Source organism: Brevundimonas goettingensis, assembly GCF_017487405.1.
GTDB classification, from domain to species: Bacteria; Pseudomonadota; Alphaproteobacteria; order Caulobacterales; family Caulobacteraceae; genus Brevundimonas; species Brevundimonas goettingensis.
In genome coordinates, this window is record NZ_CP062222.1 from 299,297 (window position 1) to 320,774 (window position 21,478).

Genomic DNA, 21,478 nt, shown 5'->3' on the forward strand with positions numbered 1-21,478 from the left:
AGTGGGGAGGGGGACCGCGAAGCGGTGGAGGGGCTGAAGCCGCACTCCGCCGCTGGCAAAGCAATGACATCGCGTCCGTGTGAGGCGGCCCCTCCGTCTCGTCGCTTTGCGCCGAGCCACCTCCCCACTGTGTGGTGAGGATGCGAAAAGGGCCGCACTCGGGGGAAAGTGCGGCCCTTCGTTTCGGGGGCTGGGGGAAGCCTCACCCGAAATCTTGCGTCTTGCGCCCCCTTAAAATGCGCGGGGGCGAAAACGGTTCACCGGAAAAATTACTTCGGCATGACCACGGTGTCGATGACGTGGACCACGCCGTTCGACTGCATGACATCGGCCTGGGTGACCCGCGAGGTTCCGCCCTTGGCGTCGGTCAGGGTGACCGAGCCGTCGGGATTGACGTTGGCCGTCAGGGTCTCGCCCTCGACCGTGGTCAGCTCGACCTTGCCGCCGTTGGCCTGGGCCTGGGCCGCCAGATCGGCCGCCGTCAGCCGACCGGGCACCACATGATAGGTCAGGATCTTGGTCAGGGCGGCCTTGCCGGCCGGCGCCATAAGCCCCTCGCGGGTCGCGGCCGGAATCTTCTCGAAGGCGGCGTTGTCGGGGGCGAAAACGGTGAAGGGGCCGGTCGCGCTCAGGGTGTCGGCGAGGCCCGCGGTCTGAACCGCGTTGACCAGGGTTGTCAGGTTCGCGGCCTTGGAGGCGTTGGCGACGATGGTGGCGTTCGGGCTCATCGGCGCGCCGCCGACCATCGGATCGGTGGTCGCGGGCGCCGTCGCCGGAGCCATAGGCTCGGCCGGGGGCGGTGCGGCCTCTTCCTTCTTGCTGCAGGCGGCGACCGCCAGCAGGGCGGCGATCGAGACGGCGGTGAGGCCAACGAAGCGGGACGTAACGCGGGTGGCGGACATGGGGTTTTCTCCTGAGGCCGCCCTGGTTCTGGATCGGCGGCGGCTATGAAGGAGGTACTGCCCAGCGCGGGAAAGGATGCATACGGCCCAGCATGAGCCGGCCGGGACCATCGTCAGTCCCCGAACACCACCGTCTTGCCGTGGTGCATCAGAACCCGGTCCTCGAGGTGATAGCGGACGGCGCGCGCCAGAACCCGACGCTCGATATCGCGGCCCTTGCGGATCAGGTCTTCGGGGGTGTCGCGGTGGCTGATGCGCTCCACGTCCTGGTCGATGATCGGACCTTCGTCGAGGTCAGCGGTGACATAGTGGGCGGTGGCGCCGATCACCTTCACCCCACGCGCATGGGCCTGATGATAGGGCTTTGCGCCCTTGAAGCCCGGCAGGAAGGAGTGGTGGATGTTGATGCACCGCCCGGCCAGCTGGCCCGCCAGATCGTCGGACAGGATCTGCATATAGCGCGCCAGAACCACCAGCTCCGTCCCCGTCTCGGCGATCAGCTTGAGCAGCATGGCCTCCTGCGCCGCCTTCTCCGAGGCCTGGACCGGCAGGTGGTGGAAGGGCAGGGCGCCCAGATCGACATGGCCGATCTGGTTCCGCGGATGGTTGGACACGATCGCGGTCACATCCATCGGCAGCTCATCGATGCGCCAGCGATAGAGCAGGTCCGCCAGACAGTGATCGAATTTCGAGGTCAGGATCATCACCTTGCGCGGCTCCGTCCCGCGCAGGGTCCAGTCCATCCCGAACCGGTCGCCCACCTCCGCGAAGGCGGCGCGGATCGCCTCGGGCGCGTCGCCTTCAACGGGCTCGAACACCACCCGCATGAAGAAGGTCTCGGTCGCGGCGTCCCCGAATTGCTGGGCGTCGGAGATGTTGCAGTCACGCTGGAACAGAAAGGCCGAAACGGCGGCGACGATGCCGTGCCGGTCGGGGCAGGAGAGGGCCAGGATCATCGGAGAGGCGGACTTTCAGGCGTCTTCAGGGAGGAAGCCCTTCAGTATGGCCCAGCTTTCCGCCTTCTCCGATAGCGGTCTTGTGTGGGCCGGGCTGGAGGAGGGCAGGTCGATCAGGGTCAGGCCCTCGATTCCTCCAAGCACCCGCCGTCCGCCCTTGGCCGCCGTTGCCCCGTTGAACGCGACCGCCCGTATTCGGGGCAGACCGGCGATCAGGCCGCGCAGGTCGGCGGCCTCGGGCGAGCGAATGGCGGCGTCGAGACTGCCGGGCCGTTCCGCCGAGGCGATGACGTCCCACAGACCGACGCCCGCCGCCCTCAGCGCCTCCAGCCGGTTGGCATAGGGCAGGGCGTGCAACTCGCGCCCTATCACGACGCCGATCAGCCGCCAGAAGCCGTTCTGCGGATGGGCGTAATACTGCGCCGCCTTCAGCGAGGCGTCGCCGGGCAGACTGCCGAGCACCAGCAGCCGGGTGTTCTCATCGACGACCGGGGCGAAATGCCGCTTGATCGTCATGTCAGGCTTCAGCTCGCGCCGAACACCCGCTGGAACACCGTGTCCACATGCTTGGTGTGATAGCCCAGATCGAACAGGGCCTCGAGTTCGGCGTCGGGAACGATGACCTCCGGGTCTTCCTTCAGGAAGTCGAGGAAGTTGCCCTCGCCGCGCCACACCTTCATGGCGTTGCGCTGGACGGCCGCGTAGGAGTCCTCGCGCGACTGACCCAGCTGGGTCAGGGCCAGCAGGACGCGCTGCGAGTGGACCAGACCGCCCAGGCGATCGAGGTTCTTCTGCATGTTCTCCGGATAGACCAGCAGACGTTCCATCACCCCGGCCAGACGGTTCAGGGCGAAGTCGAGGTGGATGGTCGCGTCCGGGCCGATGCCGCGCTCGACCGACGAATGGCTGATGTCCCGCTCGTGCCACAGGGCGACGTTTTCCATCGCGGGGGTCACGGCCGAGCGTACCAGACGGGCCAGACCCGTCAGGTTCTCGGTCAGGATCGGGTTGCGCTTGTGCGGCATGGCCGACGAGCCTTTCTGCCCCTTGTCGAAGAACTCCTCGGCCTCCAGCACCTCGGTGCGCTGCAGATGGCGGATCTCGATGGCCAGACGCTCGATCGAGGAGGCGACGACGCCGAGGGCCGCGAAGAAGGCGGCGTGACGGTCGCGCGGGATGACCTGGGTCGAGACCGGCTCGACCTGCAGGCCCATCTGGTCGGCGACATATTGTTCGACCTGCGGATCGACGTTGGCGAAGGTGCCCACGGCGCCGGAGATGGCGCAGGTGGCGATCTCTTCCTTCGCCACGACCAGACGGCGCTTCGCCCGCTGGAACTCGGCGTGATAGCCGGCCAGCTTCAGGCCGAAGGTCACCGGCTCGGCGTGGATGCCGTGCGAACGGCCGACGGTCGGGGTGTATTTGTGTTCCTTGGCGCGGGCCTCCAGCGCGGCCAGCACCCGGTCCACCCCGGCGATCAGCAGGTCCGAGGACCGCGCCAGCTGCACCGCGAAACAGGTGTCCAGCACGTCCGAGGAGGTCATGCCCTGGTGCAGGAAGCGGGCTTCCTCGCCGACCGTCTCGGAAACGTGGGTCAGGAAGGCGATGACGTCGTGCTTGGTCGTGCGCTCGATCTCGTCGATCCGGTCCGAGTCCCAGGCGGCGTCCTTGCCCTTGGCCCAGATGGCCTCGGCGGCCTCGGTCGGGATCACGCCCAGCTCGGCCATCTTGGTGGCGGCATGGGCCTCGATCTCGAACCAGATCTTGTACTTGGTCTCGGAGGACCAGATGGCGACGGCTTCGGGGCGGGAATAGCGCGTGATCATGGGCGCGGGGTGTCGGTGTAACCCCCTTCTGAGTCAAGCGGCGCTTGTGTCTGAGCTGCGTAAACTTGCGTGAGCGGCTGTGGCGCGCGGGCCCGAGTCGGCGCAAGAGACCGCCACCAAAGACAGGGAGAGGGCCAAATGGAACTGATCATCGGACCGCGCCGGTTCTCGACCTGGTCGCTGCGCCCCTGGCTGGTGCTCAAGCGCTGCGGCGCCGAGTTCACCGTGCGCGAGCTGGACTTCAACACCCCCGAGGGCCACGCCGAGATGCTGTCGGTTTCCCCGACAGGCCTCGTGCCCGTGCTCAAGGTGGATGGCGAGACCATCTGGGACTCGATGGCCATCTCGGTCTTGTGCGCCGAACGCTTCCCTGAGGCGAAGCTCTGGCCGGCCGAGGCCAAGGCCCGCTGGCTGGCCCGCTCGGCGGCCTGCGAGATGCACGGCGGCTTCGGCGCCCTGCGCACCCACTGCACCATGAACCCGAACCATCCGATGGTCGGTCCCGAGCGCTCGCCGACGCCGCAGAACGACGCCGTCGCCGCCGACATCCGCCGTCTGGTGACCCTGTTCCGCGGGATGCGCGAGCGCTTCGGCGCCGGTGGGGACTATCTGTTCGGCGAATGGTCGGTGCCCGACGCCTTCTTTACCCCGATCGCCACCCGGATTCGCCACTACCAGATCGATTTGGCCCAGTACGGCGACGAGGATGGCGTCGCGGCCACATATGTCGCGGCCTTATTGCAACAGCCCGATTTTCTCGAATGGGAAGCTCTGGCTTAGCCGGAACCTCGCCTCATTTGGGGCCTTCAAGGGTCAGCGTTCGTTAAGCACGCCCGCTGACCCGGGCTTAAGACGACGCCGTTATCTTGCACATATCCGGGGCCTGCCCCGACACAGGACTTCAGACCATGACCGCTCCGGTCGAGCCGCGCCCCGCCGTCGTCACGCCGCGTCAGCCGACGCTGGGCAGTGTCGCGCTCGCGCTTCTGGTCGGCTGCTGCCTGTGCGCCTCGCTGGTCGCCAGCATCTTCTAGAGCGTCAGAGGCCGCCTGAAGGGGCGGGGGCCGAGGCCATCTCCACCGGCGCGCTCGGCGCGGGCGGCACATAGTCCAGACCGATCGACACCAGACCGGCGCCCGAGGCCACCGCGTCCAGGGTGTTCAGCGGCTTGCCGAACATGCGCTGATAGACCCAATAGGCCGCCACGACCTTTTCGACATAGTCGCGAGCCTGGGGCACGTCGATCGTCTCGATCAGCAGCAGCGGGTCCGGATTGGGGCCCAGCTTGCGCAGCGCCGCCAGCATCGGGCCGGGCCCGGCGTTGTACGAGGCCACGGCGCGCAGGATGTCGCCCTGGAACTCGGGCCGCGACAGCATCTGGTTCACATAGACCTGCCCCAGCCGCATGTTGACAGCCGGGTCAAACAGCTGCTGCGGCTTCGAAACGAAGGTGCGGTCGCCGGTCATTTCGGCGGCGGTGCCGGGCATCACCTGCATCATCCCGTATGCGCCTGCCGCCGATCGGGCGTCGGCGTTGAAGTCGGTCTCCTTGCGGGCCAGGGCGTAGACCAGCGCCGGTTCGATGGTGAAACCGCCCTCGGGCGCCAGAACCGGGGTCGCATAGCGCATCGCGTCGACGCGGGTCACGTCGGGGCCGGAGCCGCCCATACGCGGACCCAGGGCGTCGGCCAGGCTGGTCCACATGCGGCGGGCGGTGTCGCCGACAGCTGTGCGGAGGCCGGCGCGCAGCTCGTCCTGGGCGTCGGAGCGGCGGCCGACCTCCAGATAGGCCACGGTGCGGCGGGCGCGGTCGTCGGACTGGATGAAGGCGTTCAGGTCGCGCGGATTGACCTCATGGCCGGCCCGGGCGGGTTGATAGGCGACGCGCTGGACCCCCGCGGGCTGATAGGGGCGCGGGCCCAGACCCTCCAGGGCGACGTCGCGGCCCAGCTGACGCAGCGCCACCTGGCCATAGAAGGTCGCGGGCCACTGCGCGGCCAGGTTCAGGAAGCCGGTGATCCGGTCCTGACGGCCCGACTGGGCGGCGGCCTTGGCGGCCCAGACCCCGGCCCCGGCGCGGACCCAGGGATCCTCGGTCGGGTCGGCGGCGACGCGCTCGAAGGCCTGCATGGAATCGTTGAACTGACCCAGCCGATACGCGGCCAGGCCCGAAGTCCACCAGTCGCCGATCTGGGTTCCCAGCGAATAGGCGGTCGACAAGTCGTCGTGGTTGTAGGCGACGCGGGCGGCCTTGGCGGGGTCGTCCTCGGTCGAGCCGCCGCCGGCCTCGACCACGCTGGACCAGGTGCGGCCGCTGACGCCCGCCGGGCGTTTCGGCTCGGCCGCGCCGTCCGGACGGCGCTTCAGGGCCAGGGCATAGGCGCGCGGCGCGCACGGCAGGTCGGAATAGTCATCCAGCCAGGCCGACAGTTCCTCATAGGTGGCGACATGGTCGGGGTGGAACAACCGTTCGAACTCGACCTGGCCCAGCAGGACGTGATCGCGCGCCTCGCGCGCCGCGGCCCTGGCGAGGTCGAGGTCCCCGCGGCGCAGGGCGTCGAAGGCGGTGGTGTAGCTGAGGCGGTCGGCGGAGCTGAGTGCAGTCGGCCCGCCTTCACTGGCGGCCTCGTAGGCCCCACCTTCGTAGGCAACGCCCTCGGCGGAATCCGCGGCGGACTCGGCGGAGGGCGCTTCCTTGGCCATCGCGATCCCCGAAGCGAGGCCGCTGAGCGTCAGGATGAGCATCGGCGCGAGAAGCGCCCGGCGATAAGCGTACATAGGCGGCGGCCCCCTCGTGCAACGCGTCTCCCGTCTCGATCAGGATCGGCGCGTGTGTCTGCGATCGGTCGTCAATCCGTAACCATGCCCGAAAAACGGGCCAGTCTCAATCACATGACTGTCACCAGGCGTATGGCCTTGGTTCGAGGCGTCAGTTGGGCGAACCCGATTCGAGGTCTTCCAGCCGAGCCGCGAGCGACAGAATGTCGGCCCAGGCCTGCTTCTTGGCCTGGGGCTGACGCAGCAGGAAGGCCGGGTGCAGGGTCGGTAGGGCGGGGGCGGAGACGTCGCCTTCGTGCAGCCGCCACTCGCGCCACTGGCCGCGCATCTTCAGAATGCCCTCGTCTGTCTGCAGCACCGCCTTGGCCGAGGCCGCGCCGAGCAGCAGCACCGCCTTCGGTTTCAGGATGGCGAAGGCCCGCTCCACGAAGGGGGCACAGACGGCCTGTTCCTGCGGCGTCGGCGTGCGGTTGCCGGGCGGCCGCCAGAAGACGGTGTTTGTGATGAAGACCTTGCCGGTCAGGCCCGCAGCGTCGAGCATCTTGTCCAGCAGTTGGCCTGCCTTGCCGACGAAGGGCAGGCCCTGCGCATCCTCGTCCGCGCCCGGGCCTTCGCCGATGATCAGGATCGGGGCGTCGGTCGCGCCGCGCCCGAACACCGACTGGCGCGCGCCCATGCCGCGAAGGTCGCAGGCCTCGCAGATCGACACCGCCACCGCGAGCGCCTCCAGCGTCTCCGCCCCCGCCGCCAGCCGTCGCGCTTCGGAAATCGCGTCGTGGGGATCGTTCTGGACGACGACCGAGGCCGTCGCCTTGGCCACCGCCTTCAGCGCCGGCGCCGGCACATAGGTCCGGTCGACGGCGGCGTCCTCATAGCAGGCGTCGACCCCCGCATCGCGCCAGAAGGCGAGCAGACTTTCGGTTGCGGCGATATCCGGGGGAGAGGCGTTCATGACTGTAGGCACAGGGATAAGCCTTGACCGCCGCAACGTCACGTTCTGATAAGCAACCAAGAACCAATAATGACCACACCGACAACCGGGATTCACGACACCATGGCCGAGGAAGCGATCGAGGGCGGCGCCACAAGCAAGGCGCAGGAAGCCATTCTCGACAACCTGCCCCCGCTCGAAGCCCTTCAGGGCGTCGAGCGCGAGGTCATGGAATATGACGTCGTCATCGTCGGCGGCGGTCCCGCCGGCCTGTCCGCCGCCATCCGCCTGAAGCAGCGCGCCGAGGCCGAGGGCAAGGAGATCAATGTCGCTGTTCTGGAAAAGGCGGCCGAGGTCGGTGGTCACATCCTGTCCGGCGCCGTCATCGACCCCAAGGCCCTGAACGAACTCTTCCCGGACTGGAAGGAACGCGGCGCCCCGCTCGAGACCCCGGTCACCAAGGACAAGTTCCTGGTTCTTGGTCCGATGGGCGAGGTGTCCATCCCCATGCCGCTGCTGCCGCCGATGATGCATAACGACGGCTGCTACATCGCCTCGCTCGGCAATGTGACCCGCTGGCTGGGCGAACAGGCCGAGGCGATGGGCGTCGAGGTCTATCCCGGCATGGCCGCCAGCCATGTCGTCTGGGACGAACCCACCGGTCGCGTGAAGGGCGTCGTCGCCGGCGTGTTCGGCATCGACAAGCACGGCCAGCCGACCGGCGATTTCCAGCCGGGCATCGAGCTGCACGGCAAATACGTCTTCATCGCCGAGGGGGTGCGCGGCTCGCTGGCCAAGACCATCATCGCCCGCCATCAGCTGGCCAAGAATTCCAGCCCGCAGAAATTCGGCATCGGCCTCAAGGAACTGTGGCAGGTCCCGGCCGACAAGCACCAGCCGGGTCTGGTCCAGCACTCGACCGGCTGGCCGCTGGACGAGTTCACGGGCGGCGGCAGCTTCCTCTACCACTTCGGCGACAACTACATCGCCCTCGGTTACGTGGTTCACCTGAACTACAAGGACCCTTTCCTGTCGCCGTTCGACGAGTTCCAGCGGTTCAAGCACCACCCCTCGGTCGCCCAACACCTCGAAGGCGGCACGCGCATCTCCTACGGCGCCCGCGCCATCACCGAGGGCGGCTTCCAGTCGGTGCCGAAGCTGTCGTTCCCCGGCGGCGTCCTGATCGGCTGCTCGGCCGGCTTCGTGAACGTGCCCCGGATCAAGGGCAGCCATAACGCCATGAAGACCGGCATGCTGGCCGCCGACGCCGCCTATGACGCCGTCATGGCCGGACGCGAAGGCGACGAACTGGTCGAATACCAGACGGCCTATGAGAAGAGCTGGGTCTTCAAGGAGCTCAAGGGCGTCCGGAACGCCAAGCCCTACCTCACGAAGTTCGGCACCACGCTCGGCGGCGCGCTCGGCGTCATGGAGATGTGGCTCTTCGCCCTGACCGGCCTGACCACGCCCTGGACCCTGAAGCACAAGAAGACGGACGCGGCCTCGACCGAGCCGGCTTCGAAGCACAAGCCGCGCGTCTATCCCAAGCCGGACGGCAAGCTGTCGTTCGACAAGCTGTCGTCGGTGTTCATCTCCAACACCAACCACGCCGAGGAACAGCCGGCCCACCTGAAGCTGATCGATCCGTCGATCCCGATCCGGGTCAACCTGCCGAAATACGGCGAGCCGGCGCGTCTCTACTGCCCGGCGGGCGTGTACGAAGTCGTCTATGGCGACGAGGCGGCGAAGGCCGATCCGCGCTTCGTCATCAACGCCCAGAACTGCGTCCACTGCAAAACCTGCGACATCAAGGATCCGTCGCAGAACATCGTCTGGACCACGCCCGAAGGCGGCGGCGGCCCCAACTATCCGAATATGTAGGGCTTGAGGGAAACCCCCTCTTGCAGGGGAGGGACAAAGTGGCGAGGGTTCCTGCCATGACGTCCCTCCGCCTCACGCTGCTGTCCTTCACCACCCTGGGTCTTGCGGCCGCCGTGCCCGGCTTCGCTTTGGCCCAGGAGGCGCCGCCGGTCTCGGACCCGGCGGCCGGCCAACGCGCCCCGATCCTGGTTCCCGCCCAGCCCGGCCAGTCGGATCCGGCCCGCCTGCCGCCCGCCGTGGTTGCGCCCGCTCAAGGCGAGCCCGCTGCTGAACCGGAAGACGCCGAGCCTGAAGACGGCGAACCCGCCTCCGACGAGGCGCCCCTGCCGCCGCCCGCGGCTCCTGCCATCATCCCGATCCCCACGGTCTGGGCGCCCGCCCCGGTCGATCGCGAGGGCCACACCGCCTATGGCCTCTATCTCGGCGGCCGCAACCTGGTCGGGCGCTCCGCCGTCGGCGACGGCGAGGCCGCGCTCGGCGCCCGCTATCTGGCCGAGGTCCAGTCCCTGACCCCGGAACAGCCCACCGTCCGGCAACAGGCCTTCACCGCCGCCCTCCTGGCCGGGGACCTCTCCGCCGCCGCCCGGATGGCCCCGTCGGGCGAGGGCGTGCCGGCCGTGCTCTCGGAGGCCGGGCGTCTGGTCCGCGCCATCGACCTCTACGCCCACGGCAAGGCGCGCGACGCCACGGCGGTGTTCAAGGCCGGACCGATCCAGATGCCTCACGCCGCCGCGGGCCTGATGACCCAGCGCTGGATCGCCGCAGCCGCCGGGGACTGGGACTTCGCCCTGATCGGCCCGCCCCAGACCGCCAACGACACCTTCAGCCAGGTGCTGCGCTTCCAGCGCGCCCAGTTGCTGGAGCTGCATCGCCGCTATGACGAGGCCGAGGCCGAGTACAAGCTGCTCGCCGCCAACCCGGCCGCCCAGCCGCCCTTCCATCAGGGATACGGCGCCTTCCTGGAGCGCCGTGGCCGCAAGGCCGAGGCCGCCGCCGTCTATGACGCCGCCCTGACGGCCAATCCCGACAGCCTGCTGCTCCAAGCCGCCAAGGAGCGGGTTTCTGCTCGACGCAGCCGTGCGCCCGCCGCCCCGACCTATAGCGACGGCGTGGCCCAGGGTCTGACCCTGGCCGCCTCCCTGGCCGCCGACAACCGCGCCAATGAGTTCGCCGCCGTCTATCTGCGCATGGCGCTGGAGGTCGCGCCCAGCGACGACATCCGCCTTCTGCTCGGCGGCGCACTCGTCAGCGCCAAGCTGGAAGCCGCCGCCCGTGACGCCATGGCCGTGATCGGGCCGCGCAACGCGGCCGTTTATGCCGCCGCCCGGCTGCAGATCGGCGCCAGTCTCGGCCGCGACGACCGCAAGGACGAGGCCCTGGCCGAGTTTCGCAAGGCCTTCGCCGCCGCGCCCGACTCCCAGGACATCGCCTATGCCCTGGCCACCCAACTGCTGGAGCTCAAGCGCAACGACGAGGCGCTGGAAATCCTCAACGGTCCGCTGCTCAACACCCCGGACCAGCCGGCCGCCGTCCACTTCGTGCGCGGCGCCGCCTATGAAGCCTCCGGCAAGATCGCCGAGGCCGAGGCCGAACTGTCCGCCGCAGTCGCCGACCAGCCCAATGAGCCGGCCTTCCTCAACTATCTGGGCTACCTCTGGGTCGATAACGGCACCAGGGTCGCCGAGGGCGCCGCCCTGATCGCCCGCGCCCATGCGGCCGAGCCCAACGACGGCAATATCCAGGACTCCCTCGGCTGGGCCCAGTTCCGTCAGGGCCAGTACGACACCGCCGTCACCACGCTCGAGGAGGCGGTCGACAAGGAGCCGGCCAACGCCGAGATCAACGACCATCTCGGCGACGCCTACTGGCAGGTGGGCCGCAAGCGCGAGGCGGGCTTCCAGTGGAACCGCGTCCTCACCCTGAACCCCGACGCCGAGCGCCGCGCCGAGGTCGAGAAGAAGCTGGCCGAGGGCCTGCCGCCCCAGACTCCTGTGGCGCCGCCCGTCGCCGTGACCGTTCCCGCCTCGGTCGGCGCCGAGCCCTAGGGTGTCGCTGACCGGGCTCGCGCCCGCCAAGATCAACCTTTTCCTGCATGTCGGCCCGGTCCAGGCCGACGGCTACCATCCGCTCGCCAGCCTGGTCGCCTTCGCCGACATCGGCGACCGGGTCACGGTCGAGCGCGCCGACCGTCTTTCCCTAACGGTCGAAGGCCCCTTCGGCGCGGGCCTGGCGGCCGAGCCCGACAACCTGATCCTCAGGGCGTTGCGGGCCCTGGGCGAGGCGGCGGGCATCGGCGAGCCGGCCCTGAAGGTGTCCCTCGACAAACAGCTGCCCATCGCCGCCGGCCTGGGCGGGGGCTCCTCCGATGCGGGAGCGGCGCTCAAGCTGGCTAGAGCCCTGCTCGGCCTCGATCTGGACGATGCGGCGTTGGAGGCCGTCGCGGGCGTCGTCGGGGCCGACGGTCCGATGTGCCTGCGCGCCCGTTCCGCCTGGGCCGAGGGCAGGGGAAATGTCCTCACCGACGCCGCTGACCTGCCGCCGCTGCACGCCGTTCTGGTCAATCCGGGCGTGCCGTCCTCGACCGGCGCCGTCTATCGCGCCTTCGACGCGGGTCCGGCCGGCGCGACCGACCGCCCCGCCCCGCCCGCCGAATGGAGCCCCGCCGCCGTCATCGACTGGCTGGCCGGACAGCGCAACGATCTGGAGCTTGCGGCCCTCGTCCTGACCCCGGCCATCCAGCCCGCCCTTGACGCCGTCGCGGCCCAGTCGGGCGTCGGCCTGACCCGGATGTCGGGCTCCGGCGCCACCGTTTTCGGCCTGTTCGCCTCGGGTGAAGACGCCGCCCGCGCCGCCGCCGCCCTGACGGCCGCCCATCCCGGCTGGTGGGTTCGTGGCGCCGTCCTCGGCGCTGCCGGTCTCTGAAGACCGGCCAATATCAGCGTCCGGATGGAACTCGGGTCGCGCTAACCGTCTTTCCCTTGCAACCGACATATTGAGTCAAGGCGTCGCGATCCCTCGCGCGGCGCCTCCGGAGTCAAAGGAAACCGTCATGCATCGCGCCCGCCTTCTGACCGCAACCGCCGCCATCGCCCTGTTCGCCGCCCCCGCCTTCGCCCAGGATATGGCCGCCCCGCAAACCGCGCCCGCGGAAGCCCCGGCGCCGGCCGTCGCGACCCCGGCCGCCTCCGACACCGTAATCGATGAGCTGAAGGCCAACGGCCAGTTCACGACCCTGCTGGCCGCCCTCGATCAGGCGCAGCTGACCGACACGCTGAAGGCCCAGCCGGCGATCTCGATCTTCGCCCCGACCGACGCGGCCTTCGCCAGCCTGCCCGAGGCGGAGCGCGCCCGGCTGATGGACCCGGCTAACATCAATGAATTGCGTCAGCTGCTGCTCTACCATGTCATCGTCGCCGACGTGAACTCGAGCCAGATCAAGGGCACGCGCGGCGGGGTCGAGACCGCGGCCCGCACCCAGGTCCAGCTGGACGGCACCGGCGACGCCATCAAGGTCGACGACGCCACCGTCACCACGGCCGATATCGCCGCCTCCAACGGGGCAGTCTTCGCCATCGACAAGGTGCTCAATCCGGCGACCTCCCAGGTCGCCTCGGGCGATGCGGACGAGGCCCCGGCCGCCCCCATGACCACCGAGGCCCCCGCCGCCGAGGCCCCCGCGACGGCGCCGGTCGCCCAGCCGACCATGACCGATCCGGTCGCCACCTCGGCTCCTTCTCCCACGCCCCCGATCGCCCCGACGCCCGACGAGGACAAGAGCCCGACGATGACCGAGCCGGCTCCGGCCCCGACGCCGCAGGCCTAATCACCGCGTCAGGTTGAGTTTGAAGGCGGCGGGCTCTAGGGTCCGCCGCCTTTCGTTTGCCTCCCGCGAAGACCGACATTGCCCAGCCAAGCTGAACCCCTGTCCTTTCAGGATCTCATCCTGACCCTCCAGCGCTACTGGGGCGAACAGGGCTGTGCCCTCTTGCAGCCCTATGACATCGAGGTGGGGGCGGGGACGCTTCACCCGGCGACCGTCCTGCGCGCGCTGGGGACCAAGCCGTGGAAGGCCGCCTACGTCCAGCCCAGCCGCCGCCCCGGCGACGGCCGCTATGGCGAGAACCCCAACCGGCTGCAGCACTATTACCAATTCCAGGTCGTTCTGAAGCCGAACCCGGACAATCTTCAGGAGCTCTACCTCGGCTCCCTCGCCGCCATCGGCATCGATCCGAAGCTGCACGACATCCGCTTCGTCGAGGACGACTGGGAAAACCCCACCGTCGGCGCCTGGGGTCTGGGCTGGGAGGTCTGGTGCGACGGCATGGAGGTGACCCAGTTCACCTATTTCCAGGGCGTCGGCGGCATCGAGGTCGACGTGGTCTCGGGCGAACTGACCTACGGCCTCGAGCGTCTGGCCATGTACGTTCAGGGCGTCGACAACGTCTATGACCTGAAGTTCAACAACGACGGTCTGACCTATGGCGAGGTCTTCCTCGAGAACGAGCGCCAGCAGTCCGAAGCCAACTTCCACGGCTATGACGTCGAGGGCCTGAAGCGCCGCTTCGAGGACATGGAGCGCGAGTCGACCCGCCTGCTGGCCATGACCGGCCCGCAAGGCCAGCCTCTGGTCCTGCCCGCCTATGACCAGGTCCTGAAGGCCTCGCACCTCTTCAACCTGATGGACGCCCGCGGCGCCATCGCCGTCGCCGAACGCCAGAGCTACATCGGCCGCATCCGCGACCTGTGTAAAGCCTGCGCCCTCGCCTACGTCGAACAAGAGCGGAAAACCGCCTGATGCCCCAGCTCCTCCTCGAACTCTTCTCCGAAGAAATCCCCGCCCGCATGCAGCAGGGCGCCGCGCGCGATCTCGAGCGCATGGTCTCCGAAAAGCTCAAGGCCGCGGGCCTGAGCTGGGACGCGCTCAACGTCTTCGCCGGCCCGCGCCGCCTGACCCTGGTCATCGACGGCCTGCCCTCGGCGACGCCCGACCGCTCGGAGGAGCTGAAGGGTCCGCGCGCCAATGCCCCGGAACAGGCGCTGGAAGGCTTCCTGCGCAAGACCGGCCTGACCAAGGACCAGCTGACCGAGCGCGACGGCGTCTTCTTCGCCGTCATCGAGCAGAAAGGCCGCGCCACCGCCGAGATCATCCCGGAGACGGTCGACGCCGTCGTCCGCGCCTTCCCCTGGCCCAAGTCGATGCGCTGGGGTTCCGGAACCCTGCGCTGGATCCGCCCGCTGAAGCGCATCCTCTGCCTGTTCGACGGCAAGGTCGTGCCCTTCGACATCGACGGAATCCAGAGCGATGCGATCACCGAGGGCCATCGTTTCCTCGGCAAGGGTCAGCCTATCGCCGTCAACGACTTCGCCGACTATCGCCGCAAGCTGGAGGCTGACTACGTCCTGCTCGACGTCACCGACCGCAAGCTGAAGATCCTCGACGCCGCGAAAGCCGTGACCGCCGCCAAGGGCCTCGCCCTCGTCGATGACGACGGCCTGCTGGACGAGGTCGCGGGGCTGGCCGAATGGCCGACCCCCATCCTCGGCGACATGGATCCCCAGTTCCTCAGCCTGCCGCCCGAGGTGGTCCGGCTGTCGATGAAGGTGCACCAGAAGTATTTCGCCGTCCGCGATCCGGCCCAGCATGGCCTCGCCCCCAACTTCGTCGTCGTCGCCAATGTCGAGGCCTCCGACGGCGGCGCGGCCCTTGCCGCCGGCAACAGCCGCGTGCTTTCGGCCCGCCTGAACGACGCCCGCTTCTTCTGGGACGAGGATCTGAAGACCGGCTTCGACGCCTGGTCTCAGAAACTGTCCGGCGTCACCTTCCACGCCAAGCTCGGCACCCTGGCCGAACGCGTCGATCGCATCGCCGCCCTCGCGCGTGAAATCGCGCCTCTGGTCGGCGCCGACGCCGATCAGGCCGAACGCGCCGCCCGCCTCGCCAAGGCCGACCTGGCATCTGGCATGGTCGGCGAGTTCCCCGAACTGCAAGGCGTCATGGGCGGCTATTACGCCCGCGCCGCCGGCGAGCCCGACGCCGTCGCCGACGCCGTCCGCGACCACTACAAGCCGCAGGGCCCGGCCGACACCGTCCCGACCGCCCCGGTCACCGTCGCCGTCGCCCTCGCCGACAAGCTCGACACCCTCGTCGGCTTCTTCGCCATCGACGAAAAGCCCACGGGTTCCAAGGATCCGTATGCCTTGCGTCGTGCGGCGCTGGGCGTGATCCGGCTGGTACTGGATAATGGGGTGCGCACCTCGCTGGCCGATCTCATCGTGCCCGCCGCGACCGACATTTTCGATGATCAGAAATCTGAAATGCTTGCCGGACAAATGGCTGCGCTCAACGCGGCCGAGGCATTGGGAGTGGAATCGGACGAACTCGTTCAGGCCCGGCATGCTGCCAAAATGAAGGGCCGAGTTTATGTCACTGACAATGAGCTCATGCGTGCCCTGGTCGTTGCTGGCGCCTTGGTCGCCTTCTTCGCCGACCGCCTGAAAGTCCTCCTCCGCGACCAAGGCCAACGTCACGACCTCGTCGACGCCGTCTTCGCGCTCGGCGATGACGACCTCGTCCGCATCGTCCGCCGCGTCGAGGCGCTCGCCGCCTTCCTCGCCACCGACGACGGCGCCAACCTGCTGGCCGGCTTCAAACGCGCCTCCAACATCCTCAAGGCTGAGGAGAAGAAGGGGCCGGTGCCGACGGGCATGGTCGAGACCGGCCTGCCCAACCAGCCCGAGGCCGAAACGAAGCTGGCCTTCGCCACCGCCGCCGCCGCGACCGCCGTCGACACGGCGCTGGAAACCGAGGACTTCGCCGCCGCCATGACGGCCCTTGCCGCCCTGCGCGCCCCGGTCGACGCCTTCTTCACCGACGTCCTGGTCAACTCCGACGTCCCCGCCGAACGCGACAACCGCCTGAAACTGCTGGGCCAGGTCCGCGACGTCATGGGCCGCGTCGCCGACTTCGGCCTGATCGCGGGCTGATCCTCACCCTCTCCCATAGGGAGAGGGCTTGAGGCTCGCAGAGCGTAGCGATGCGCCAGCCGAAAGGGTGAGGGGCTGGCGCTCACCGGTTGGCCGGGAACCCCTCACCCTTTCGCGCAAGTCTGATCGCTGGCGCTCTCAGGCGCTCAAGCCCTCTCCCGCCGGGAGAGGGGGAGATCGTGGAGAGAGCTCAGGCTTTGAACAGCAGCGACCCGTCCCCGTAGGAATAGAACCGGTACCCGTCCTTCACCGCGTGCTCATAGGCCGCGCGCATGGTCTCCAGTCCGGCGAAGGCCGAGACCAGCATGAACAGGGTCGACTTCGGCAGGTGGAAGTTCGTCATCAGCACATCGACCGCCCGGAACCGGTAGCCAGGGGTGATGAAGATGGCCGTGTCGCCGTGGAAAGGTTGGACCTCGCCCTCGACGGTGGTCGCCGACTCCAGCAGCCGCAGCGAGGTCGTGCCGACGCAGACGATCCGCCCGCCGTTGGCATGGACCGCGTTGAGGGCGGCGGCGGTCCCGGCCGAGACCTCGCCCCACTCGGAATGCATCCTGTGATCGGCCGTGTCGTCGGCCTTGACCGGCAGGAAGGTGCCGGCCCCCACATGCAGGGTCACCGCGTGGGTGGTGACGCCTTTCGCCCGGATCGCCTCCAGCAGCTCCGGCGTGAAATGCAGCCCCGCCGTCGGCGCCGCCACCGAGCCGTCGTGTTCAGCGAAAACCGTCTGATAATCGGTGAGGTCGCGATCGTCTTCGGGCCGTTTGGCCGCGATATAGGGCGGCAGGGGCATGACTCCGACGGCGCGGATCGCATCGTCCAGCGCCGGCCCGGCCAGGTCGAACTTCAGGGTGATCAACCCGTCCTCGCCCTTGTCGGCGACCGTGGCCTCCAGCGTCTGAAACCGGATCCGGTCCCCCGCCTTGATCCGCTTGCCCGGCTTCATGAAGGCCGACCAGACGTCGGGCGCATCGCGGTGATGCAGGGTCGCCTCGACCTCGACGGTCAGGATCTCGCCCGCCGTCACGGGATCGGGCCGCTCCCGCACGCCCGACAGCCGCGCCGGGATCACCCGCGTATCGTTGAACACAAGGGCGTCGCCGGGCCGCAGGAAGCCCGGCAGGTCCCGGATGACCCGGTCCTCCAGCACCCCGTCCTTCACGACCAGAAGCCGCGCGGAATCCCGTGGCTCTGCGGGCCTCAGGGCGATGCGGTCCTCGGGCAGGTCGAAATCGAAATCGGCGGTCTTCATAGGCTCTCGTCCAAGGAGGGCGCAAAGGCCACGGGGGAGGGAGCGGGTCAAGTCCGCAGCCACTGAACTCCCGCCGATCCGGGGCGTTCGAGCCGGATGAAAACCTCCTCCCTGCTTCCCTCCGTCCTCATCGGCGCCGTCGCCAGCGCCCGGTCCATGACCCCGATGGCCGCCCTCGCCACCGCCCGTCTCGCGGGCGAGCGCACCCCCGGCAAGCTGGTCCTGCTCGACCATCCCCTGTTCAAATTCGGGGCCCTCGCCATGGGTGTGGGCGAGCTGTTCGGCGACAAGATGAAGTCGGCGCCCGACCGCACCGTCTTCCTCGGCCTGCTGGCCCGGGTGATGAGCGCGGGCATCGCCGGCGCAGCGCTGGCCCCGAAAGGCCGCGAAAAGACCGGCGCCGCCCTCGCTGTCGGCACCGCCGTCCCGCTCGCCTATCTCGGTCTCGCCGGCCGCAAGAAGGCCATGGCCCGCATCGGCCAGACGAAGAGCGGCCTGATCGAGGACGCCCTTATCGTCGCCGCCGGGGCCGCGGTGGTCGGGCTGACCATGAGGCGGCGCTGACCCGGGACCGGTCGCGGTTTTAAGTGTTGCTTCAGCCGTTTACGGCACACTGCCGGGATGAGTTCGGAGCTTCCACATCTCGCAGACGGCGGGCGTCTCGACGCCTGGGACCGTTTGCGGCGGCCGGTGTGGCTGTTCGATCCGGTCAGCTGCCGGGGCGTCTACGCCAATGTCGCCGCCCTGGCCCTTTGGGGAGCGGTCGATCTGGACGAACTGCTGGCCCGGGACTTCTCGAAGCTTTCCCCGGCGGTCCGGGCGCGAACCGATCGCCTGCGCACGGCCACCGCCGAGGGGCGCGAGGTCGAGGAGCACTGGACCTTCTATCCCAACGGCAGCCCGGTGACGGTGCAGGCGGTGATCTCGACCGTGGCCCTCGCCGACAGCCGTGAGGTGCTCCTGTTCGAAGCCGCCGCCGTCGAGGTCGAGGCCGAGGAACGCCGCGCAGTCGAGGCCCTGCGCCACTCCTCCGGTCCCGTCGGCCTGTTCGACGGCCAGGGGAAGTCGTTGTTCGCCAACCCTGCCGCCTTCGCGGCCTATGGTCTGGACGCGGGTTTCGTTGCGCGCTTCGTCAGCTCGGAAGACGGCGAGGCCATCCTGATCCGCGCCATGGAGGGTCAGGCCACCGGCGCCCTGTTCCAGATGCAGACCGGGGCCGGTTCGCGCTGGCACCATATCGACTGCCGCCCGCTGCAGGACCCCGTCACCGGCGCCATCAGCGTCCTGCTCAACGAGCGCGACGTGACCGACCGGGTCGAGGCCGAGGCCGCCCGCGCCGCCGCCGAGCAGAAGGCCGCCATGGCCGAGGCCCGGCAGCGCTTCCTCACCGAGATGTCGCATGAGCTGCGCACCCCCCTGAACGCGGTGCTCGGCTTCTCGGCCCTGCTGTCCGAAGCCGGGCTGGCGCCCGCCCAGCAGGACCACGCCAGCCGTATCCATGCGGCGGGCGAGCGGCTCTCCACCGTCGTGGAGCAGATGATCGCCCTGTCCCAGCACGAGGACTGGACCGGCGGCACGGAGCCAGTCGCCGGACAGGCCGGTCTTCCCGCCGACGCCGCACCCGCCGCCGATGAGGACGGGGGCCGGGCCATGCGCGTCCTCTATGTCGACGACAACGACAGCAACCGTGCCCTGGTCTCGGCGCTCCTGGCCCTGCAGGGGATCGTCTGCGAGACGGTCGATGACGGCGCGCAAGGGGTGGCCGCGGCGACGCGCGGGGACTGGGACGTGATCCTGATGGACATCCAGATGCCCGTGATGGACGGGGTCGAGGCCGCCCGCCGCATCCGGCTGCTGGACGCCGAGGTCTCGGCCGTGCCGATCATCGCCCTGACCGCCAACACCCTGGACGAGCAACTGGCCGTCTATGCCGAGGTCGGGATGAACGACTGCATCGGCAAGCCGGTGAAGGCGCCCGAGCTGTTCACCAAACTGTTCGACTGGGCCTCCACGCCCTGGCGCGAAGCGTGGCGTGAGGCCGCGCAGGCGGCCGCCTGACGACCACACGGTGAAGGGCGCAGGGACGCACGCAGCCGTTGACCCACGGGCCTCAAGGCGTCAAAGCCCCACCCATGCTTCAGAACCTCGAAACCCTCGCCCGTGAGGCCAAGTCCTGGCCCTTCGAACAAGCCCGCAATCTTCTGGCCCATGTGCTCAAGAAGCGGCTGTCGGACGCCGAGCGCGATGCGGCGAAGCTGCTGATCGACGCCGGCAAGGCGGACGAGGCGCTGGCGACCTTCGAGGCCCTGCAGCGGCCGGTGATCCTGGAGACGGGCTACGGCCCTTCCGGCCTGCCGCACATGGGCACCTTCGGCGAGGTGGCGCGCACGACGATGGTCCGCAACGCCTTCCGCGCCCTGACCGGCGATCATTGGCCGACGCGTCTGATCGCCTTCTCCGACGACATGGACGGCCTCAGGAAGGTGCCCGAGGGCGTGCCCAATCCCGAGATGCTGCGCGAGGACCTGCACCTGTCGCTGACCCGGGTGCGCGATCCGTTCGGCACCCACGACAGCTTCGGCGCCCACAACAACGCCCGTTTGCGCGCCTTCCTCGACGGTTTCGGCTTCGACTATGAGTTCATGTCCTCGACCGAGACCTATCGGTCGGGCCGGTTCGACGCGACCCTGCTGACCCTGCTGGAGCGGTTCGACGCCGTGATGGCGATCATGCTGCCGACCCTGGGCGAGGAGCGCCGGGCCACCTATTCGCCCTTCCTGCCCGTCAGCCCGATCACCGGCCATGTGCTTCAGGTCCCGACCCTGGCGCGCGACGTCGAGAAGGGCACGATCACCTTCGAGGACCCGGCCGGCGAGCCCGGCAACCGCACCGAGGTCCCGGTCACCGGCGGCCATGTGAAGCTGCAGTGGAAGCCCGACTGGGCCATGCGCTGGACGGCCCTGGACGTCGACTATGAGATGTCGGGCAAGGACCTGATCGAGAGCGTGCGTGAGAGCTCCAAGGTCTGCCGCGCCCTCGGCGGCACGCCGCCGGAGGGCTTCAACTACGAGCTCTTCCTCGACATCGAGGGCAAGAAGATCTCCAAGTCCAAGGGCAACGGCCTGACGATGGACGAGTGGCTGCGCTACGGCACACCGGAGAGCCTGAGCTGGTACATGTTCCAGTCGCCGAAGTCGGCCAAGAGCCTGCACTTCAACGTCATCCCCCGCGCCATCGACGACTATCTGGCCTTCATCGAGGCCTACAAGACCCAGGAGCCGGCCAAGCAGATCGACAACGCCGTCTGGTCGATCCACGCCGGATCGCCGCCTTCGGCCGTCTCGCCGGTGTCCTTCGCGCTGTTGCTCAACCTCGTCGGCGTGGCCAACGCCTCGTCGAAGGCGCAGCTGTGGGCCTATTTCGCGAAGTATCTGCCCGAGGCGACGCCGGAGAATGAGCCGGTGCTGGACCAGTTGATGGACCGGGCGCTCAACTACTACGTCGACTTCGTGAAGCCCTCGAAGTCCTATCGTCTGCCGGACGAGAAGGAGAAGGCGGCCCTGCTGGACCTCGGCGCGCGCCTGAAAGCGTTGCCGGCCGACACCACCGACGGCGAGCTGATCCAGAACGAGGTCTATGCGGTGGGCAAGGACCACGCCTTCGAACCGCTGCGCGCCTGGTTCGGCGCCCTGTACGAGGTTCTGCTCGGCGCCTCGCAGGGGCCGCGCTTCGGCTCGTTCGCCGCCATCTACGGCCTGCCGCAGACGGTCCAGCTGATCGAGGACGGCGTGAACGGCAAGCTGGCGGGTTAGCCCCCGCCGGCGACCCGCCGGACATGGCGCTCAGCAGCGAGGCTCCGCGAGCCGAGCGATAGGCCCACCGCAAGTGCGCTCTAAATGTCCCCTTCCGTACATGAACGGAAAATAACGGCAGCGCTCCGGGAGCCTTCATGTGGCGTCGGGCATTCT

General features: G+C 68.8%; 18 protein-coding genes. 11 read left to right on the forward strand and 7 right to left on the reverse strand.

The features are described 5' to 3' along the window. Positions 1-269: 269 nt before the first annotated feature. The 4 genes from IFJ75_RS01535 to purB all read right to left on the reverse strand — a co-directional run bounded on the left by IFJ75_RS01535 (position 270) and on the right by purB (position 3,684). Entirely contained in the window at positions 270-902 is a 633-nt protein-coding gene (locus IFJ75_RS01535; protein ID WP_207870825.1) for a fasciclin domain-containing protein, read from the reverse strand. 113 nt (positions 903-1,015) lie between these two features. Then, entirely contained in the window at positions 1,016-1,858 is an 843-nt protein-coding gene (purU, locus tag IFJ75_RS01540; protein ID WP_207870826.1) for a formyltetrahydrofolate deformylase, read from the reverse strand. Positions 1,859-1,873: 15 nt separating this feature from the next. After that, positions 1,874-2,374: a DNA-deoxyinosine glycosylase gene (locus IFJ75_RS01545; protein WP_207870827.1), complete on the reverse strand. Its 501-nt coding sequence runs from the start codon at positions 2,372-2,374 to the stop codon at positions 1,874-1,876. A gap of 8 nt (positions 2,375-2,382) precedes the next feature. Next, on the reverse strand, positions 2,383-3,684 hold the full coding sequence (gene purB / locus IFJ75_RS01550; protein ID WP_207870828.1) for an adenylosuccinate lyase: 1,302 nt from the start codon (positions 3,682-3,684) through the stop codon (positions 2,383-2,385). 138 nt (positions 3,685-3,822) lie between these two features. On the opposite strand from purB, the gene IFJ75_RS01555 reads away from it, so the two are divergent. Together IFJ75_RS01555 and IFJ75_RS19885 are read left to right on the forward strand one after the other, a co-directional pair. Then, positions 3,823-4,464, forward strand: coding sequence for a glutathione S-transferase (locus tag IFJ75_RS01555; protein WP_207870829.1), 642 nt, complete (start codon positions 3,823-3,825; stop codon positions 4,462-4,464). A 128-nt stretch (positions 4,465-4,592) separates the two neighbouring features. Continuing rightward, a complete protein-coding gene (locus IFJ75_RS19885) occupies positions 4,593-4,718 on the forward strand; it encodes a hypothetical protein (RefSeq protein WP_263973006.1) in 126 nt (41 codons plus the stop codon). A gap of 4 nt (positions 4,719-4,722) precedes the next feature. On the opposite strand, the gene IFJ75_RS01560 is transcribed toward IFJ75_RS19885, so the two are convergent. Then, positions 4,723-6,462, reverse strand: a complete 1,740-nt coding sequence (locus IFJ75_RS01560; RefSeq protein WP_207870830.1) for a lytic transglycosylase domain-containing protein — start codon at positions 6,460-6,462, stop codon at positions 4,723-4,725. Positions 6,463-6,613: 151 nt separating this feature from the next. Beyond that, complete coding sequence (locus IFJ75_RS01565; RefSeq protein ID WP_207870831.1) at positions 6,614-7,414, reverse strand: uracil-DNA glycosylase; 801 nt, start codon at positions 7,412-7,414, stop codon at positions 6,614-6,616. A gap of 207 nt (positions 7,415-7,621) precedes the next feature. Here IFJ75_RS01565 and IFJ75_RS01570 point away from each other — a divergent pair, with 207 nt between their 5' ends. The 6 genes from IFJ75_RS01570 to glyS all read left to right on the forward strand — a co-directional run bounded on the left by IFJ75_RS01570 (position 7,622) and on the right by glyS (position 16,258). Then, complete coding sequence (locus IFJ75_RS01570; RefSeq protein ID WP_225897076.1) at positions 7,622-9,274, forward strand: electron transfer flavoprotein-ubiquinone oxidoreductase; 1,653 nt, start codon at positions 7,622-7,624, stop codon at positions 9,272-9,274. Positions 9,275-9,330: 56 nt separating this feature from the next. Next, positions 9,331-11,319, forward strand: coding sequence for a tetratricopeptide repeat protein (locus IFJ75_RS01575; protein WP_207870832.1), 1,989 nt, complete (start codon positions 9,331-9,333; stop codon positions 11,317-11,319). Between the two features lies 1 nt (position 11,320). After that, entirely contained in the window at positions 11,321-12,196 is an 876-nt protein-coding gene (locus IFJ75_RS01580; protein ID WP_207870833.1) for a 4-(cytidine 5'-diphospho)-2-C-methyl-D-erythritol kinase, read from the forward strand. 127 nt (positions 12,197-12,323) lie between these two features. Next, positions 12,324-13,097, forward strand: a complete 774-nt coding sequence (locus IFJ75_RS01585; protein WP_207870834.1) for a fasciclin domain-containing protein — start codon at positions 12,324-12,326, stop codon at positions 13,095-13,097. A gap of 78 nt (positions 13,098-13,175) precedes the next feature. Further along, complete coding sequence (locus IFJ75_RS01590; protein ID WP_207870835.1) at positions 13,176-14,069, forward strand: glycine--tRNA ligase subunit alpha; 894 nt, start codon at positions 13,176-13,178, stop codon at positions 14,067-14,069. Continuing rightward, positions 14,069-16,258: a glycine--tRNA ligase subunit beta gene (glyS, locus tag IFJ75_RS01595; RefSeq protein ID WP_207870836.1), complete on the forward strand. Its 2,190-nt coding sequence runs from the start codon at positions 14,069-14,071 to the stop codon at positions 16,256-16,258. Before IFJ75_RS01590 ends, glyS begins: the two co-directional genes overlap by 1 nt. 190 nt (positions 16,259-16,448) lie before the next feature. Here the strand turns inward: glyS and queA are convergent, their stop codons facing one another. After that, positions 16,449-17,510 (reverse strand): tRNA preQ1(34) S-adenosylmethionine ribosyltransferase-isomerase QueA, encoded by a 1,062-nt coding sequence (gene queA, locus IFJ75_RS01600; protein WP_207870837.1) that lies wholly within the window; start codon positions 17,508-17,510, stop codon positions 16,449-16,451. 96 nt (positions 17,511-17,606) lie between these two features. Between queA and IFJ75_RS01605 the strand changes: the two genes are divergently transcribed. From IFJ75_RS01605 to IFJ75_RS01615, 3 genes are all read left to right on the forward strand, one after another. Beyond that, complete coding sequence (locus IFJ75_RS01605; protein WP_207870838.1) at positions 17,607-18,074, forward strand: hypothetical protein; 468 nt, start codon at positions 17,607-17,609, stop codon at positions 18,072-18,074. 57 nt (positions 18,075-18,131) lie between these two features. Beyond that, positions 18,132-19,568 (forward strand): response regulator, encoded by a 1,437-nt coding sequence (locus tag IFJ75_RS20065; protein WP_207870839.1) that lies wholly within the window; start codon positions 18,132-18,134, stop codon positions 19,566-19,568. A gap of 74 nt (positions 19,569-19,642) precedes the next feature. After that, positions 19,643-21,322 (forward strand): lysine--tRNA ligase, encoded by a 1,680-nt coding sequence (locus IFJ75_RS01615; RefSeq protein WP_207870840.1) that lies wholly within the window; start codon positions 19,643-19,645, stop codon positions 21,320-21,322. The last annotated feature ends 156 nt before the right edge of the window (positions 21,323-21,478 follow it).

Excerpts from the sequence above, each read along its gene's own strand:
- IFJ75_RS01535 (WP_207870825.1), bottom strand. The coding sequence starts at position 902 with ATGTCCGCCACCCGCGTTACGTCCCGCTTCGTTGGCCTCACCGCCGTC.
- purU (WP_207870826.1), bottom strand. The coding sequence starts at position 1,858 with ATGATCCTGGCCCTCTCCTGCCCCGACCGGCACGGCATCGTCGCCGCC.
- IFJ75_RS01545 (WP_207870827.1), bottom strand. The coding sequence starts at position 2,374 with ATGACGATCAAGCGGCATTTCGCCCCGGTCGTCGATGAGAACACCCGG.
- purB (WP_207870828.1), bottom strand. The coding sequence starts at position 3,684 with ATGATCACGCGCTATTCCCGCCCCGAAGCCGTCGCCATCTGGTCCTCC.
- IFJ75_RS01555 (WP_207870829.1), top strand. The coding sequence starts at position 3,823 with ATGGAACTGATCATCGGACCGCGCCGGTTCTCGACCTGGTCGCTGCGC.
- IFJ75_RS19885 (WP_263973006.1), top strand. The coding sequence starts at position 4,593 with ATGACCGCTCCGGTCGAGCCGCGCCCCGCCGTCGTCACGCCGCGTCAG.
- IFJ75_RS01560 (WP_207870830.1), bottom strand. The coding sequence starts at position 6,462 with ATGTACGCTTATCGCCGGGCGCTTCTCGCGCCGATGCTCATCCTGACG.
- IFJ75_RS01565 (WP_207870831.1), bottom strand. The coding sequence starts at position 7,414 with ATGAACGCCTCTCCCCCGGATATCGCCGCAACCGAAAGTCTGCTCGCC.
- IFJ75_RS01570 (WP_225897076.1), top strand. The coding sequence starts at position 7,622 with ATGGAATATGACGTCGTCATCGTCGGCGGCGGTCCCGCCGGCCTGTCC.
- IFJ75_RS01575 (WP_207870832.1), top strand. The coding sequence starts at position 9,331 with ATGACGTCCCTCCGCCTCACGCTGCTGTCCTTCACCACCCTGGGTCTT.
- IFJ75_RS01585 (WP_207870834.1), top strand. The coding sequence starts at position 12,324 with ATGCATCGCGCCCGCCTTCTGACCGCAACCGCCGCCATCGCCCTGTTC.
- glyS (WP_207870836.1), top strand. The coding sequence starts at position 14,069 with ATGCCCCAGCTCCTCCTCGAACTCTTCTCCGAAGAAATCCCCGCCCGC.
- queA (WP_207870837.1), bottom strand. The coding sequence starts at position 17,510 with ATGAAGACCGCCGATTTCGATTTCGACCTGCCCGAGGACCGCATCGCC.
- IFJ75_RS01605 (WP_207870838.1), top strand. The coding sequence starts at position 17,607 with ATGAAAACCTCCTCCCTGCTTCCCTCCGTCCTCATCGGCGCCGTCGCC.
- IFJ75_RS20065 (WP_207870839.1), top strand. The coding sequence starts at position 18,132 with ATGAGTTCGGAGCTTCCACATCTCGCAGACGGCGGGCGTCTCGACGCC.
- IFJ75_RS01615 (WP_207870840.1), top strand. The coding sequence starts at position 19,643 with ATGCTTCAGAACCTCGAAACCCTCGCCCGTGAGGCCAAGTCCTGGCCC.